The sequence below is a fragment of the Planococcus shenhongbingii genome, assembly GCF_030413635.1.
Classification (GTDB): Bacteria; Bacillota; Bacilli; order Bacillales_A; family Planococcaceae; genus Planococcus; species Planococcus shenhongbingii.
Window position 1 is genome coordinate 3855655 of record NZ_CP129235.1, and the last position, 17053, is coordinate 3872707.

14 protein-coding genes and 1 riboswitch are annotated in these 17053 nt (G+C 45.6%); of the genes, 3 read left to right on the plus strand and 11 right to left on the minus strand.

Annotated features, from left to right (window positions below; genetic code table 11):
- Positions 1-168: 168 nt before the first annotated feature.
- The 8 genes from QWY16_RS18730 to QWY16_RS18765 all read right to left on the minus strand — a co-directional run bounded on the left by QWY16_RS18730 (position 169) and on the right by QWY16_RS18765 (position 10572).
- Positions 169-1053: a proline iminopeptidase-family hydrolase gene (locus QWY16_RS18730; RefSeq protein ID WP_300990748.1), complete on the minus strand. Its 885-nt coding sequence runs from the start codon at positions 1051-1053 to the stop codon at positions 169-171.
- Positions 1054-1179: 126 nt separating this feature from the next.
- Positions 1180-2253 carry a branched-chain amino acid aminotransferase gene (locus QWY16_RS18735; protein WP_300993533.1) on the minus strand — a complete coding sequence of 358 codons (1074 nt, stop codon included), beginning with the start codon at positions 2251-2253 and terminating at the stop codon, positions 1180-1182.
- 197 nt (positions 2254-2450) lie between these two features.
- On the minus strand, positions 2451-3065 hold the full coding sequence (locus QWY16_RS18740) for an NUDIX hydrolase (protein ID WP_300990749.1): 615 nt from the start codon (positions 3063-3065) through the stop codon (positions 2451-2453).
- Positions 3066-3076: 11 nt separating this feature from the next.
- Positions 3077-6232 carry a DEAD/DEAH box helicase gene (locus QWY16_RS18745; RefSeq protein WP_300990750.1) on the minus strand — a complete coding sequence of 1052 codons (3156 nt, stop codon included), beginning with the start codon at positions 6230-6232 and terminating at the stop codon, positions 3077-3079.
- Between the two features lie 163 nt (positions 6233-6395).
- Positions 6396-6737, minus strand: coding sequence for a zinc ribbon domain-containing protein YjdM (locus QWY16_RS18750; RefSeq protein WP_300990751.1), 342 nt, complete (start codon positions 6735-6737; stop codon positions 6396-6398).
- A gap of 131 nt (positions 6738-6868) precedes the next feature.
- Entirely contained in the window at positions 6869-8167 is a 1299-nt protein-coding gene (gene dctP / locus QWY16_RS18755) for a C4-dicarboxylate transporter DctP (RefSeq protein WP_300990752.1), read from the minus strand.
- 112 nt (positions 8168-8279) lie between these two features.
- Complete coding sequence (locus QWY16_RS18760; RefSeq protein ID WP_300990753.1) at positions 8280-8981, minus strand: response regulator; 702 nt, start codon at positions 8979-8981, stop codon at positions 8280-8282.
- Positions 8971-10572: an ATP-binding protein gene (locus QWY16_RS18765; RefSeq protein WP_300990754.1), complete on the minus strand. Its 1602-nt coding sequence runs from the start codon at positions 10570-10572 to the stop codon at positions 8971-8973. The genes QWY16_RS18760 and QWY16_RS18765 overlap by 11 nt, the downstream gene beginning before the upstream one ends.
- A 132-nt stretch (positions 10573-10704) precedes the next feature.
- Between QWY16_RS18765 and QWY16_RS18770 the strand changes: the two genes are divergently transcribed.
- On the plus strand, positions 10705-11769 hold the full coding sequence (locus QWY16_RS18770; protein WP_300990755.1) for a DctP family TRAP transporter solute-binding subunit: 1065 nt from the start codon (positions 10705-10707) through the stop codon (positions 11767-11769).
- A gap of 142 nt (positions 11770-11911) precedes the next feature.
- Positions 11912-12053: riboswitch (cyclic di-AMP (ydaO/yuaA leader) on the plus strand.
- Positions 12054-12283: 230 nt separating this feature from the next.
- On the plus strand, positions 12284-14110 hold the full coding sequence (locus QWY16_RS18775) for an APC family permease (RefSeq protein ID WP_300990756.1): 1827 nt from the start codon (positions 12284-12286) through the stop codon (positions 14108-14110).
- A 51-nt stretch (positions 14111-14161) separates the two neighbouring features.
- Here QWY16_RS18775 and QWY16_RS18780 read toward each other — a convergent pair whose 3' ends face one another.
- Positions 14162-14542 carry a MazG nucleotide pyrophosphohydrolase domain-containing protein gene (locus tag QWY16_RS18780; RefSeq protein WP_300990757.1) on the minus strand — a complete coding sequence of 127 codons (381 nt, stop codon included), beginning with the start codon at positions 14540-14542 and terminating at the stop codon, positions 14162-14164.
- 25 nt (positions 14543-14567) lie between these two features.
- Complete coding sequence (locus QWY16_RS18785; RefSeq protein WP_300990758.1) at positions 14568-15047, minus strand: Lrp/AsnC family transcriptional regulator; 480 nt, start codon at positions 15045-15047, stop codon at positions 14568-14570.
- 185 nt (positions 15048-15232) lie between these two features.
- On the opposite strand from QWY16_RS18785, the gene QWY16_RS18790 reads away from it, so the two are divergent.
- Positions 15233-16168, plus strand: coding sequence for a DMT family transporter (locus QWY16_RS18790; RefSeq protein WP_300990759.1), 936 nt, complete (start codon positions 15233-15235; stop codon positions 16166-16168).
- Positions 16169-16284: 116 nt separating this feature from the next.
- Here QWY16_RS18790 and QWY16_RS18795 read toward each other — a convergent pair whose 3' ends face one another.
- Positions 16285-17019 (minus strand): amino acid ABC transporter ATP-binding protein, encoded by a 735-nt coding sequence (locus tag QWY16_RS18795; RefSeq protein WP_300990760.1) that lies wholly within the window; start codon positions 17017-17019, stop codon positions 16285-16287.
- Positions 17020-17053: the final 34 nt, after the last annotated feature.

Sequence of the window (17053 nt, forward strand, 5' to 3'; positions counted from 1 at the left end):
TAGCGCCAGCATCATTTTTTATAAATGAATTGTTGTTTTCTTGCGGATACTATTTCCCGGGAAATAACTGGTTCTGCAGCCATAACTCTCTTCCTTTCCCCTTTATAAAAGTATCACGCATCGTGACTGTTCGGTTACAGACGCCAATTCCGGAAAATCCTCTTTCTTCTATGCACCGGGCCGCAATTCCTGTCGGTTTACCCATTCTCGGATGGTATCGGCATAAGCTTGCGGCTCTTCAAGCGACGGCATATGTGAGCTGTTCTCAAAAACATGGAATTCTGAATCCGAAGCCAGGCTTGCATAGTATTCAGTTGTTTCAGGCGTCGCTTCGTCGTAACGCCCGCAAGTGAAAAGAGCAGGAATTTCAATTTCATGCAGACGCCCGGTCGCATCAAAATCCTTCAATGTTCCGGTGACGGTAAATTCCGAAGCTCCCCACATATAATGATAGATGCGGCTGTTCGTTGCCTCAAAATCTTCTTTCATCTCTTTTGGCCAAGGATCCAGGCGGCACATATGGCGCTTATAAAATGCCATCATCGCCTGCTGGTATACTTCTGAATCCGTTGTTCCGTCCCGTTCACTTTGTTCGATGGCGTCCTGCATTTCCTTCGGCAGTTCTTTCAAGTAATTCCGCTGATCCGTGATCCACTGATGAGCGCTTAATGCCGGACCTGAAAAAATGACGCTGCGGACGCCTGCAGGTTTCTTGAATAGATAAGAAGCGGCGAGCATCGATCCCCAGGAATGGCCGAGCAGGTGAAACTCTTCCAGCTCAAGCGCCTCGATGACATGCTCCAGCTCTTCTACATAATGCTCTATTGTCCATATATCTTTATCTGCTGGATGTCCTGATTTTCCGCAGCCCAATTGATCGTACTGGATGATCGGGTGTTCCGTCCCCAATTGCCGCAGCGGATCTTTGTCATTGCTTTTCCCACCTGGTCCGCCATGCACTAACAGCAACGGAATACCTGGACCATTTCCCGTAATCCGGTACCAGACATTTCCCCCTTTGACCGGAATAAACCCTTCTGTAACATTTTCCATCCACTAGTCTCCTTTCTTCCTAATTAGTTGTTTCTGTAATAATTCCCTGCTTTTCTGGAAATTCCTTTAATAATAAAAAGAGCTGATCCGTTTTTAGCGGAGCAGCTCTTTAGGTTATTTCTCTAATTATTTCACTTCCACTGTCCAGCCAAGTGAATCTTCCACTTTGCCGGTCTGGATGCCGGTGATCGTATCGTATAGTTTTTGGGACAATTCCCCGATTTCATGGTTATTGATGACCATTTTCTTGCCTTGCCAGTTAAGCTCTCCCACTGGTGAAATGACAGCTGCCGTTCCGGTGCCGAATACTTCTTCGATCAAACCGTCCTGGAATGCCTGATAAAGTTCATCGATGGAGATTTTTTTCTCAGTGACAGAAATTCCCCAAGTACTCAGCAATTCAATGATCGACATGCGGGTAATCCCTTTCAGGATGCTGCCGTTTAACGCAGGTGTCACCACTTCTCCATTGATTTTGAAGAAAATGTTCATGCTGCCGACTTCTTCGATGTATTTCTTTTCTACCCCATCAAGCCATAACACATCCGCATTGCCAAGCTTTTTCGCATTGGCCTGCGCCTGGTAGCCGGAAGAATAGTTGCCGGCTGTTTTCGCCATTCCGGTACCGCCTTTTACAGCTCTTGTGAACTGATCCTCTACGTGGATTGTTACTGGCTTTAATCCGCCTGTGAAATACGAACCGACAGGGGACAGGATGACCATAAATTTATAAGTCCGGGACGGTCCAACCGCCAGATTGGCTTCTGTTGAAATGATGAACGGACGGATATAAAGCGATGTTCCTGCCGTTGAAGGCACCCAGTCTTTTTCAAGTTCAATCAGCTTCGTCAAATACTCCAGCACTGCCTTTTCATCAATCGGCGGGATGCTTAAACGTTCGCTCGACAGGTTCAGGCGTTCGAAATTCTTTTCCGGGCGGAACAATAAGACACGTCCTTCTTCTGTACGGTAAGCTTTTAACCCTTCGAAAACCGTTTGGCCATAATGAAAAATCATAGCCGCCGGATCTAATGTAATGGGAGCGTAAGGAACGATTTTCGGTTCGTGCCAGCCTTTGCCCGCTTCATAATCCATCGTGAACATATGGTCAGTGAATATGGTTCCAAAAGGGACCTGGTCTTGTGATGGCTTATCTTTCTTTGCTGTGCTTTGTACAATTTCCAATTCATTGATGGTCAACAAGATGAAGCACTCCTTCCAAAATGAACAATATTATCACGTAATGTGAATAATCATACACTTATACACAAGTTTTCGAAAGACATCTTTTGAAATACTGAAAAAATTAAGAAAAAAGACCCGAACCCTTTCTTTGAAATGATAAATAAAAAGTGTTGCTTCGAAACCTACTAAAAGGCTTTCGCAGCAACACTTTCTTATTTGATGATATCAATGAAATGTGACAGGATTCTGGCGGTCAGTCCCCAGATTACTTTGTCTTCGTAGAGATAGAAATACTCTTCCAAATTCCGCGTTCTCCAGCTGTAATCCCTTCCCCCCACAATCAGATCATAAGGAAAACTTTCCTCCGGCTGGACATCAAAGTTGATTTGGTAAACCCGCGGTGGATTTTCAAGGAAAAAAGACAGCGGTACGCTGAACAGTTCTCCCACTTCTGCAGGGTTTGGCTTGAACTCCGCTGCCGCATTGATAAAACCCGCAAATGCGTAGATGATCATGCCAAACGGGGACACCATGTAATCAAGCGGGAACACGGCTGAAATTTCGTCTTCACTGATTCCAAGTTCTTCATCGGTTTCGCGCAAAGCGGCAGATTCCGGCGATTTGTCCTGCGGGTCAATCCGGCCCCCGGGAAAACACACTTCCCCCGGCTGTTTCCGGAGCGTTTCCGCTCTTTTCTCAAAAAGGACATGGATTTCCCCGTCTTTTTCAATCAGCGGCAAGAGAATCGCAAATTTCGCAAAATCGCGGCTCCCCAGCACTTCCGGCTTATGGGTCTGTATCTTTTCGGTAATCTTTCTGGCATCCATCCAATCACCTCTTACTTAATCATCAGTATTTCCCGTATATCCTGTTCTGTCAAGGCAGTAAGCGATTCCTGCCCCGAATGAATGACTTCGTCAATCAGGTTTTTCTTTTTCTCCTGAAGTTCGCTGATTTTTTCTTCAATGGTGCCTTTCGCGAGCATCCGGATGACCTGCACTTCATTTTTTTGCCCCAGGCGGTGTGCCCGGTCCGCAGCTTGCTGTTCGACAGCGGGATTCCACCAAAGATCATATAAAATGACCGTATCGGCTCCGGTCAGATTCAAGCCGGTCCCGCCCGCTTTCAAAGAAATTAAAAACAGGTTGCCTTCCCCTTCATTGAACCGCTCACACATTGCTACCCGCTCCGAAGGCGGCGTCTGGCCATCCAAATAAAAATAAGGCAAGCCATGTTTTCCAAAATTGCGCCCGATGATTCCGAGCATTTGGGTAAACTGCGAGAAAATCAGCACGCGCCGGCCGGAAAGGCGACATTCCTCCACGATTTCCATCAACTGATCAAATTTGGCCGATCCTCCGGCGTATCCTTCGACGAATAACGCCGGATGGCAGCAAATCTGTCTCAGGCGGGTCAATCCGGCCAAAATTTTAATGCGGTTTTTCCGGAAACTTCCTTTTGTCAGGTGCTTCAAAGCATCATGCTTCAATTCCGCTAAATAGGCCGCGTACAGCTTTTTCTGTTCCGTCTGCAGTTCTGAGAATTGCACAGTTTCTATTTTCTCCGGCAATTCCCCTAACACTTCTTTTTTCGTGCGCCGCAGGATAAATGGCCGGATCCTTTTGGCCACATTTTGACGCCTTAATTCGCTGAACGCCTGCCTGTTTGGCAGCAGTTCCGGAAATACTACCCGGAAAATAGACCAAAGTTCATCCAGTGAGTTCTCTATAGGTGTTCCCGTTAATGCGAATCGATAATCCGCCTGAATCGCTTTTACCGATTTTGCTGTTTGGGTCACTGGGTTTTTAAACGCTTGGGCTTCATCGAAAAAGACGGTATGGAACTGTTTGTCCCGGTACAGCGTCCCGTCCATCCGCAAGGAAGGATACGATGTGATGACGACATCGAACCCTGTCAGGTTTTTCAGCGCTGACGCCCTTGCCACCCGGTTGCCATCGATAATCTTCGCCTGGATTTCAGGCGCGAACTTTTCCAGCTCATTGAGCCAATTATAAACAAGCGATGACGGACAAACAACGAGGACCGGCTGTTTGCGCTTATGCACTTCCGGAAGCACTGACACGATGTAAGCGATGCTCTGCAAAGTCTTTCCGAGGCCCATATCATCTGCCAGAATACCACCGAAGCGGTATGCCGCCAGCAGCTTCATCCAGCTGAAGCCGTTTTTTTGGTAGTCACGGAGCACCGGCTCTAAAGACTTTGGCACTGCTTCGTCCAGCTTGCCGGGGTTTGCCAAATTCTTCATAAGTTTCGCAAACGTTTCACCAGGCTCTGCCAGACCGCTTTCTTCAAGGCCCTCCGCTAATTTCATGCCATGAATCAAGGGCACGCGGATTTCTTCTTCGTCCAGTTCTGCTGCGGAAAGCCCAAGTTCACCGATAAAGTCACCCATCGCCCAGAATTCCGGCGTTTCCAGTGACATTAACGTGCCGTTCGGAACCCGGTAATATTTCCTTTTCTCAGCAATTGCCTTCAAGAGCTGCTGTATTTCCTTTTCGGGAATTTCTTTCATGTCAAACCGGAATGACAGCCAGTCTGTGCGCTCTTTGACTTCCACTTTGATTTTCGGACCCATATAAGCTTTTTGGACACGCAATTTCACTGAAGTTGTCGCATAGATTTTCACCAGCTCCTCCAGTTCCGGAACAGCGTGATAGAGAAAATCATATTCAGCTTCTTCATCCTGCAGGTAAAAGCCGCCCGGAGTCTGCGTGAACTGGCTGTCCTGAATTTTTTTCAAAATGCGCTGCTCCTTGTCAAGCTGGCGCCTTACACCCGGCAGATATTGGTAGCCCTGCTCCATCTCTTCGCACGGATTGATGGACTGCCTGCCGTAATGAAATTCCAGTCCTGCCAGCAGCCGGTTATTGACGCGGTCCAGAAACAGCTTCGCTGTCAGCGGCGTTTCTTTCAGCCCTCTCGATGCCCTTTCCGCAATATCCAATTGGCCGAGCCGCATCAAGCCGGAAATGGCTGTTTCCCTGAAGTGGCTGATTTGCGCTTCTGGAATCAGCAGTTCCTGTTTTCCGGTTTCACCGAACATTTTTTTCAGTTCCGCAAGCCTTCCACAGTCTTCTTCTTCCATCTGGAACCATTGGCCTTCCGAAAAAGCATAGCTGTAGGACTCGAAAACGGTAATGCGTTCGAGGCCTTCCATTTCGAGCCGGTAGCCTGCCTCCGCTGTATCCAGTTCAAAAGACAGCGGAAGCCGGTCGCCGTAATGGACGCCGTCGTATAATCGTCCGTTCTGCTCAAATGCAACAGCTGGAACAGCTTCCAATAAAGGCAGCAACATTTCCCATTCAGCCGCTGAAATCAGCAAGGCTCCTTTAGCCAAGTCCGCTTTGATCGGCTGCATTTTCGTCAACAAACGCAGCACAGCATCGGTTTTTCGGCTGAAGTTATGGCGCTCCGGATTATAGATGCGGCCCGTGCAGTATTCGAACGGCTGGCGCATGCCAACTTTCCGCAAAAATTCCAGAGGCTCCTCAATACGTTCCAGGGAATTATCGCCGACATTCAGCCTGACCCCTATTACAAAACCCGCAGCTCCAAGATCGATAGGAGAGCAAAGAAATTCCACATGAAGCGTCTGCCGTTTATCAAAATGCAGCTGTTTGCCGCTCGGCTGCACCGGCTGATTGCCGAATAGCCCAAGCATTCTGTCCGCCATCGGATTTTTGGCGCGCTGCTGTTCTTCAATGGCCAGCAAGACCGCTGCGATATGCTGACAGTAAGTTTTGATGAACCCTACGGGAGGGCAGCTGCAAGTTGCTTCTATTTGTTCGTCGAAGCCCGATTGCACCGTTACTTGAAAAAGGCTTCCGGCTTTGACCGTCCCTGTGACCCCAGAGCTTTTCTTTTGCCGCGGCTCCAGTTCAACTTTCCCGCTCAGGAAATAGGACTTCCCTTTTTTATAAGCGGCGTCGCCGCATAATTTTTTGATTTTTGTTTTATCCAGCACCACATTCATCAGCTGATCCTTCTTTCAATCCATATCAGATACTTAATATTATCGCTAAATCAACCGAGTTAAACAATGTTTACCCTTTTCGGATGGGTTCTCTCTATAGAAAAAACCAGGCACACGGCCCGGTTTTCTTATCGTACTGATTTACACGCCGTATAAAACGGCATTAGCTTTTTTTAACAAACTCCGATTTTAATTTCATTGGGCCGAAACCGTCGATTTTGCAGTCGATGTTGTGGTCGCCATCTACTAATCGAATACTTTTCACTTTCGTGCCGATTTTCAGGACGGACGAACTGCCTTTTACTTTCAAATCTTTGATGACTGTGACAGAGTCACCGTCAGCCAGGATATTTCCATTAGCGTCTTTGACGGCTTTTTCAGTTTCAGCGTTTTCCGCTTCTGCGCCTGGCGTCCACTCATGGGCACATTCCGGGCAAACGAGCATATTCCCGTCTTCATAGGTATATTCAGAACCGCACACCGGGCAATTCGGCAAAGCTTCCATGTTTCATTTCCTCCATTCCGTTCTCTGCAAATGCAGCGAGAAGTTTCTTCTATCCTACCATGTCTGCGTCTTTTACCGCAGCCCATAAAAAAACCTGTATGGATAATACCATACAGGTTTCAACTCATTATTCAATTCTCCGGATTCGGGACAGCGGCTCTGCCGAGTTTTTTCAGTTTGACCATTTCGGTAAAAGCTTCTTCCCGTTTTGTTTCATCGAACTCGCCTACGCTTTTCGCGACAACAATTGTTGCAATTCCGTTGCCGATCAAATTGACGATAGCGCGCCCTTCACTCATAAAGCGATCCACGCCAAGCAGCAAAGCCAATCCTTCGAGAGGTATTACCTGCAACGCAGCAAGTGTGGAAGCGAGTACGATAAAGCCGCTTCCTGTCACCCCCGCAGCACCTTTCGACGTCAGCATCAGGACTAAGATGATGGTGATTTGCTGGCCGATTGACAAATCTACACCGAATACTTGCGCCAGGAATACAACAGCCATCGAAAGGTAGATGGAAGTGCCGTCCAGGTTGAACGAATAGCCGGTCGGGATGACCAGGCCGACGACCGATTTTGAAGCTCCGTAGCGCTCCATTTTATCCATCATCCGCGGCAATACCGATTCAGAAGAGCTTGTGCCCAATACAATCAAGATTTCATCTTTGATGAATTTTAAATAATTCCAAAGGCTGAAGCCGTTCATTTTACAAATGATGTTCAGTACCACAAAGATGAAGATGAACATCGTCGTGTAAACAGAAAACATCAATTTCGCCAATGGCACGAGTGAAGTCAAGCCGAAATGGCCGATTGTGTAAGCCATGGCTGCAAATGCCCCGATGGGAGCTGCTTTCATAACATAGCCGATGATTTTAAAGAACACCAATGAAACCCGGTCTAAAAAGTCGATGATCGGCTCTCCTTTTTTCCCAAGCGAAGCCAGTGCGACTCCGAACAACACAGAGAAAAACAACACTTGAAGAATATCGCCTTTTGCAAATGCGTCCACCATATTCGAAGGAACAATGTGCGTAACAAATTCAATCCAATTGATGCCTTGTCCGCCGTTTTCCGTATATTGAGAGACGTCGCCTTTTTCCAGTTCACTGAAATCCAACCCGGCGCCCGGTTTGACAATATTTACAACGACCAATCCAATAACCAAGGCAAGCGTCGTGACAACTTCAAAATAGATAAAAGCCTTCCCGCCGACTTTGCCTACTTTTTTCATATCCCCCATTTTTGCGATTCCCAGAACGATTGTTAAGAAAATGATGGGTGCAATGACCATTTTAACAGCGTTGATGAACGTATCGCCGATCGGCTTCATTTCTTTTCCGATGTTTGGCCAAATGAGTCCAAGTAATACACCAAGCACGATGGCCACTAACACTTGAAAAGTTAAATTCTTATAAATTTGTGTCTTCATTTGTTCTCCCCCTTGTGCGAATAGTTAGTCATTTAGATTTCTTCAAATGATAACGCTTTCACCTAGAGAGAGATAGCTTATGGTCATAATGGATGTTTTGGTCATTTTGGTCTTAACTTTTTCCTTTATTATAGACGTAGCGGTTTACTGGTCTTCCGACTCCTCCATATTGCACATCTAAACGAATGACTCCGCTTTTCTCCAAGTAATCCAAATAGCGGCGAGCAGTCACCCGGGCGATGCCAATGGCGCCAGCCACTTCTTCAGCGGAGCGCGGGCCGTCCTGTGCTTGGATGTTTGCCGTGATTTCGTTCAGCGTGAATTCGTTCAAGCCCTTAGGCAAATAAGCTTCTTCTGTTTTCTTTGCTTGTCCCGAGTACAGCAATAAATCCAGCTGCTCCTGTGACACGGTTTCTGAACGGGTCAGGCTTATCCGGTAATTCCGATATTTTTCCAGAGCTTGCTGAATCCGGTGAAGCTTAAAGGGTTTCATAATATAATCCACTGCCCCATTTTGCAGCATCATTTTAATTGTTTCACTTTCTTTCGCAGCCGAAACGACAATGACATCCACCTCCAACTTCTGCTTTCGGATTTCCTGGAGCGTTTTGATGCCGTCTTTTTTCGGCATGAATATATCCAAAATCACCAAATCCGGATTTAATTCTTTTATCAGCAAAAGGCCTTCTTCGCCGTTGCTGGCTACTTCCACAACACGGAAATTTTCGACGCTTTCGATAAATTCCTTATTGACCTCCCGAACCATTGGATCGTCTTCTATCAATAGAACCTTCACTTCATTGTTAACTGGCATTTACTCCATCCTCCTTGTCTATCGGGAAAGTGATCATGAATGATGTTCCTTCACCCAGCTGGGTTGAAACCTGAATATCGCCTCTCCCTTTATCGACAATCTGTTTAACTAAGTAAAGGCCATAACCGGTGCCTTCCGCTTTGTTGACGGTAAATCCTTTATCGTAAAGCTTTGGCAGGTGTTCCGGCAGGATTCCTGAACCGTTGTCTTCCACTAGAATGGCACACATGCCCGCTGACTGTTCAATGCTGATATCGATGTTTTTAAGGTCAATCTCCAGCTCTTCAAAGGCACCGAAAGCATTTTCTATCAAGTTGCCTAGCAGCACCACAAAGTCATGCTGGTCCAATTCATTCGGGAAAGCAGCAAGATGGCTGTTCGGATCTACTTCCACTTCAATTCCAAGTTCTTTTCCTCTTTTTATTTTGCTTAACAAAAGTCCAGCTACAGCATCATTCTTGATTTTTTCATTCAAGAAACTGGTGACACTTTCCTGCTCTTCTGCCGCATTATGCGCCAGCTGCAATGCTTTTTCTGGCTTCCCTAGCTGGATCAGCCCCGCGATGGTATGCAATTTGTTCATATGCTCATGGCTCTGGACCCGCAAAGCCTCTACAAAGTTTTTAACACCGGTCAGCTCTTCTGCAAGCTTAGCCACTTCCGTACGGTCCTGAAAAATGGCAACTGCTCCTATTAATTCATCATCTTTATGAATCGGGATGCGGGTGCTGACAATCACTTTCCCGCTTACTTTGATTTCCTCATTGTAGACGGCTTTGTCTTTCTCAACAATTTCAGGCAGCCGGGTATCTTTTAAAACGAAACGAATCGGCTGCCCTACCAACTGTCCTGTAACGTTAAAGATTTTTTTCGCTTTTTCATTGAATATCGTAATAATCTCTTCATTGTCTATCGCTATGACTCCCTCATTCATCGAATGGAAAGTAGCGGTGCGTTCTTCATGCATCCGTTTGATTTCAAAAGGTTCCAATTGAAACATCTGCTTTTTGATATGGTTGGCGAGCAGAACTGAACCGGCCAATCCGAACAGCAAAGTCAGCACGACGATCAGTCCGATTTCCTTGGATAATCCCGCCATAATATCGATGACACCAGGGACTCTATTTCCTACAACGACGACGCCAATCTGATTTAAGTCAGCGTCTTTAATCGGCACAAAGGTACGGATGACGGTACCGATTTCTCCTTTGGCTTTTGAAGAATAGATATGTTCGGCAAATGCCGGCTCCTCGTCTTCTCCTGTTGAAGACGTGCCAATTTTTTCTTTCACAGGATGTGAAAAACGGATTTTATCCATATTCATGACGACAATATAGTCACTTTCGTTGATGATTCTTATTTCATCCACGACCGGATCCACTATTTCCCATCCATTCGGCTGCTGGATAGCGTTTTTAATATCAGATACTCCCGCTACAGTCCGTGCCGTGTTCATGGACCGCAGCCTTAGATCTCTTTCCTCTGTCTGCTGGATATTCGCAACAATGACAATGCCGCCGATCAGCAAGGAAAAAATTACGACGGCATATGACAGAATCATTATTTTCCAGCGGATCGGCAACTGTTTCATTTTTTGCACTCCTTTTCCTTTACGAATTGGGACTTGGTGATTATGCTTACATTAATGATTTGCCAGCTTTGGCGAACAGTGAGGGTTAAAGAATCCTGCTGATTAAAGTTTTTCTTTAAAAGGAGGTTCACCATGAAGAAAACCTCTATAGCTGCGCTCCTTTTGGTCATCAGCGCCGTGCTTGCCGTTTATATTGGGTATCAAAAATTTTTTCCTCAAGCAGAACTGCCTTACGACGATGACCAGGAAGGTTTGAGCGATCAAATCGTTTTTAAGTTCAGTCATGTGGTAGCCGAGAATACGCCTAAGGGCCAAGCTGCAGCTAAATTTGCCGAACTCGTTGATGAAAAATCCAATGGCTCCATTCAAATAGTGGTATTCCCCAACGGCAGTTTATATTCGGATATTGAAGAAATCAGCGCCTTAAAAGACGAGCAGGTCCACTTGATTGCTCCCTCCACTTCCAAACTCGGTATGCTGTCTGCAGAATGGGGCGTGCTGGATCTTCCGTTCGCTTTCCCTAATTATGAAGCAATCATCAAAGGCGTACATGGACCAATTGGCGAAAGGTTATTGCAATCGCTTGAAAAAGAAGGCCTAAAAGGGCTTGCTCACTGGCCAAACGGCCTTAAGCAGATAACGACCAATAAAGGTCCTGTCATTGAACCGGAAGATTTAGCCGGCCAAAATTTCCGGATTATGCAAAGTGATATCATTCAAGCACAGTATGGATTACTGGGAGCTGTCGCGCAACAGGAATCTTTCAACTCCACATTTAATTTGATTGAGGAAGGAAAAGTGGATGGCGAAGAAAATACCATTTCCAACATCTATTCGAGGAAATTTTATACTGTCCAAAAGCATCTGACAATTACAGATCATGGATACTTGGGGTATGCCGTCATGATGAACCAGGACGTTTGGGACCGGCAATCTGAAGAAACCCAGCAGATTCTGCTGGAAGCAATGGAAGAAACCACGGCTTGGAATGATGAAAATGCCCATAAGCTGAACGAAGAACAGCTGGCTCTTATCAAAGAAAATTCTTCTATTCAGATTCATGAATTGTCCGGACCGGAAAAACAGCGATGGATTAAGAAGCTGAATCCTTTGTATGAAGAGTATGGAGAAGTAATCGGAAAAGAATTAATGGAGAATTTGAGAGAATTAAGAGAGAGCTACAGTTTTGAAGACTGATTTTAGCTATTTGAAAAACCGGCACTTGCCTCAAAGCAGAGCCGGTTTTTTATAGTTTTAGAAGCTTTTGAAGTGTGTTTTTTTCTGATTGATTAAAGTTGACTTTTAGAAAAAGCGGAGTAGAATAACGTTCATCAACAACTAAATACCTCGGCCAAATCCCGGAAACGGGAACGGGGGAACCACTCTATTGGGGCTAATTCTGCGTTTTGCAGAAAGGATGAGAGCAACTCTTTCGCCATCCTGCCCGTCAGCTAACTTCGTCGGCTAAAGCGAAGGAGGTCCAAGGACCCCTTTATTCGGGAAGCTTTTTTGCTGCGCTTTTTTCGCATCATAACAAGCTGCTTGAATATAAAGCAGGTCTTTTTATTGTGCCTGCTTCTAGCCGCAGGGATGTCCAGAAAACTTAAAGAGAGCCGGGATGCGGAACATTTTATCGGAACATAGAAGAGCTAACCTGAAATCATAGAATATTTTTTATAAATACCATTTCTAACTATGGAAGGTGCAAACAATGGTTTCTGCGATAAAACGATTTTTGATCGGACGGCCGTTAAAAACAAATATGCTGGGCGAACAAAAACTCAATAAAAAGAAAGCCCTAGCAATTCTCTCTTCAGATGCTCTTTCTTCTGTAGCCTATGGACCTGAACAAATCTTGATTGTGTTAATAACAGTAAGTGCGGTGGCCTTCTGGTACTCTATTCCGATTGCCTGCGCTGTGTTGATTCTTTTGACCGTGCTGATCTTGTCTTATCGGCAAATTATTTTTGCCTACCCTCACGGCGGCGGTGCCTATATTGTCGCAAAAGAGAATTTGGGCACCAATTCCGGTTTGATCGCCGGCGGCTCTTTGTTAGTCGATTATATTTTGACGGTTTCTGTAAGTGTCTCTGCGGGAACGGATGCCCTGACTTCTGCTTTTCCTGCTTTGCATGGACATAATATCGCAATTGCTGTGGCTTTTGTGGTATTTCTTACTCTCTTGAATTTACGGGGGGTCACGGAGTCGGCATCGATTTTGGCTTATCCGGTTTATTTATTCGTATTGGCGCTTTTTGTTTTGATCGGTGTCGGCATTTATCAGATTCTGACCGGCACAGTGCCTCCTGACTTGCATCCGCAGCTCGGAGCACCTGTTGCAGGCATCAGTTTGTTTATCCTGTTGCGTGCGTTCGCTTCAGGAAGTTCAGCGCTAACAGGAGTCGAAGCAATATCCAATGCAATCCCTAACTTTAAAGAGCCTGCTCCCGTAAATGCCGCTAAAACCTTGACAGCGATGGGAATCCTGTTGGGTCTGTTGTTTTCGGGAATCGTTTTCCTGGCTCATTATTATGGAATTTCGCCCCTTGCTGAAGTAACGGTGGTTTCCCAGATTGCTGAAGAAACATTTGGCCGGAACTTCCTGTACTTTTTTGTTCAAGGGACCACGGCATTGATTTTGATTTTGGCAGCCAATACCGGTTATTCCGCTTTTCCTTTGCTGGCTGTCAATTTAGCAACGGATAAATTCATTCCACGGATGTTTACTGTCAGAGGAGACCGGCTGGGATATTCCAATGGCATTCTCATTCTCGGGATTGCTTCCATTCTGCTGATTGTGGCATTTGGCGGCCATACAGAGCGGCTGATCCCGCTTTATGCAGTAGGGGTGTTCATCCCGTTTACGTTGTCCCAGACCGGGATGATGATGAAATGGATCCGCGAAAAACCGAAAGACTGGGAGAACAAGTTAGTCATCAACTCGGCGGGTGCTTTGATCTGCTTTTTGGTGACCATCATCTTTTTCTTAACAAAATTCACTCAAGTATGGTCCATCCTGGTTTTCCTGCCGATGATCATTTATATTTTCCACCGCATCAAAAGCCATTATAACGCGGTGGCGGACCAGCTCCGGATTTCGGCTCAAGGCAAAGCACTTCCCGTTAAAGGAAATGTCATGATTATTCCGGTAGCAGGCATAACACAAGTGGTGGAAACCTCTATTGACTATGCCCGTTCGCTATCAGTGGATCAGATTATTGCCGTTTATGTCGCTTTTGATAAAGAAGATGAAAAGAAATTTGAAGCCAAGTGGAAAAAGTGGCAGCCCGATGTCCGGCTCGCGACTTTGTACTCCCCTTACCGGAGCATCATTCATCCACTGATGAAATTTTTGGACACTGTGGAGCACAAGGCCAATGAATTGAATTACCGGGTCACAGTCGTCATCCCGCAGTTTATTCCCAAAAAGGGCTGGCAGAATATCCTTCATAACCAGTCGGGTTTTCTTATCCGCGCTGCTTTGCTGATCCGGAAAAACCTGATTGTCATTACCGTGCCTTTCCACTTGAAAAAATAACAATGAGCAAAGCCCGTCTCATTTGACGGGCTTTGCTCGTTGTTTCATCAATTATTTTTTAGCTATAGCATCTTTATTCTGCCGATTCTTAACTTCCTCCATCTTTCTATAAAAACTTTCCTCTCGGTTGATATCAAAGAAATTCGCGAATTTCATGATATAAGCAAGGCAATCCGCCAGTTCTTTTCCGACATCCTCTTTTACAGCTTCTGATGCTAACTCGAACGCCGCTTCTTCTTCCAGCCCGTTTTGTACATGTTTATAGGTCAGGTTAAAAGCCTTGCGCAATTCTTCAGCGACTTCAGCCACTTCCGTCGTTAATAACATATAGTTATTCAATAGCGAGGCCCGGTTCTCTTCATAATTGCCGGCTTCAATGCTCCAGCCCATTTCTTTTTGATACTGCTTCGCAAATTCCTGCACATCCTTCATCTCGCACCTCTGTTTCTTAATCTATTTATCTTTCTCCTATCGGCAGCACCGTCGAATATTTGACTTCCCGAAGCGCCAGGTTGGTTTGGATTTTGGTCACGCCAAGTTCGTTCAGCTTCCGGATAAATGTCTGCAACTCGCTGCGATTCCGGTTAGCGACTTTCAATAAATAATCATACTCTCCGGTAATGCATTGGCATTCTAGCACTTCCGGCATCTTTTCCAAGGCACTTTCCAACATATTCAATTCTTCCGCCTGATGAAGGTTCGTACTGATAAAAATAAAACACAATAAATCGAAGCCAAGCTTTTCCTGATTCAAGATGGCGACTTGCCAGTTGATATACCCTTCGCTTTCGAGTCGTTTAATTCTTGAATGGACAGCTGGAGGTGAAAGATTGACGCGCTTCGCTATTTCAGTGTTGCTCAAGTCCGCCTGCTTTTGCAGAATATCTAATATCTGGACATCTGTCGGGTCGAGCACTTTGCTGACAATCGATTCCACTGCTTTTCCCCCTTTTATTTTTTCTGTAATGCACAGGTCCCGGTAACTCTTTTAGAATAAATTTAAGAAAAATTAAAATTTACTTTATTTTATTTTGTATTTTGTTTAATAAACAAAATAACCACTTGAATTATACCTTAAAATGATAAAATTATTAACTAGAGATATGAAGAAAGGGGCCAATTATGCGTTATTTCTATCATGGGCTATTGCTGTTGACGAGTTTTTTATGGGCTGGGAACTTTGTAGTAGGAAAGTGGCTTGTTGGACATGCCTCTCCCATGACATTGACCAGCCTGCGCTGGATGATTGCAGTCCTTTGCCTGATACCGTTGGTCTGGGCTACAGAGAAAAAGATTCTGCCGCCGCGCAAAGCGATTCTGCCGCTCATCCTTATGGGCATAACGGGCGTTGTGCTGTTCAATATCCTGCAGTTTCTCGCATTGGAAAATACCTCAGCTACAAATATCGGGCTGATTTCCACGTTGAATATGATTTCCATTGCCATTTTTTCAGCCATTCTGTTGAAGGAAAAAATTCGGCCGCTGCAGACAGCCGCGATGGGCCTTCTACTTTCCGGTGTCATTTTGGTCCTGACAAAAGGCCATGCTGATTTGCTGTTTTCCATGCAATTCAATAAAGGTGATTTGTATATGCTCGCTGCGGTAGCGGTCTGGGGAATTTATTCGGTGTGCAGCAAATGGGCGATGGCATCCACTTCTCCAATGATGGCCACTTTGTATTCCGGAGTATTCGGCGTTGCCTTCCTGCTGCCGTTTAATATGGCCGCCTTTACTGTGACCAACATTAACGCCCCTTTTGTCTATTCCATTTTGTATACCGGCGTCATTTCGACCGTCTTGTGTTTTGTTCTTTGGAACATCGGCGTCAACAAATTGGGCGCTACTACATCAGGGCTTTTTTTGAACTTCAATCCGATTTTCACGGCCATTTTAGCGTTTTTCATTCTGGGCGAAAAAATGATGGGCGTCCAATTGCTTGGAAGTGCCTTGGTGATTCTGGGCTGTTATTTCTTCAGCTATTTTAAAACGCAGGCACTTCCTATAGAAAAAGCTGCAGACGTAACAAACCCTCTGACAGAACAGGTCAAGCCTGGCTGATCAGAGGGTTTGTTTTTCTTATTGAATAAGAAAGTACATAAATTCGACTTGCGTATTCAGTGTCCAGATTCCAGATTCCAGCGCTTGTCGGGGCTAAGCGGGCGCTTGCGCTTTTCTTATCTTAATGTACGCTTCAAAAACTCGCGCGTCCGTTCTTTTTGCGGCTGATTGAAAAGCTGTTCGGGCGGCCCTTCTTCGACAATGACCCCTTTATCCATAAATACTACCCGGTCGGCTACTTCTTTTGCAAACTCCATCTCGTGGGTCACGATGAGCATCGTCAAGCCGCTTTTCGCTAGGTCTTTCATGACTTTCAGCACTTCCCCGACCATTTCCGGGTCAAGCGCTGATGTGGGTTCATCGAACAGCATAACATCCGGCTCCATTGACAGTGCCCGTGCAATTGCTACCCGCTGTTTTTGTCCGCCTGACAGTTGCTCTGCTTTGGCATTAATGTACTGGTCCATGCCTACAACCTTCAAGTATTTTATCGCCACTTTTTCCGCTTCTTCTTTCCGGCGTTTCATCACTTTCACCTGTCCGACCACACAATTGTTCAAGACATTATGGTTGTTGAAAAGATTAAATTGCTGAAACACCATCCCAAGTTTCGTGCGGTAAGCATGGATGTCGTGGCGGTCATCCAGGATATTTTCCCCGTTATAGATGATTTTTCCGCCGCTTGGCTTTTCAAGCAGGTTGATGCAGCGCAAAAGCGTCGATTTTCCGGATCCTGATGAACCGATGACACATACCACTTCGCCTTTGCGTACGGAAAAATCGATGTCTCTTAGCACTTCATTCGTTCCGAAGGATTTACTTAAATGCTGAATTTCAATTACGTTTTCCATAAGTTCTCCTCTTCCATTTCTGCTTATTGACCTG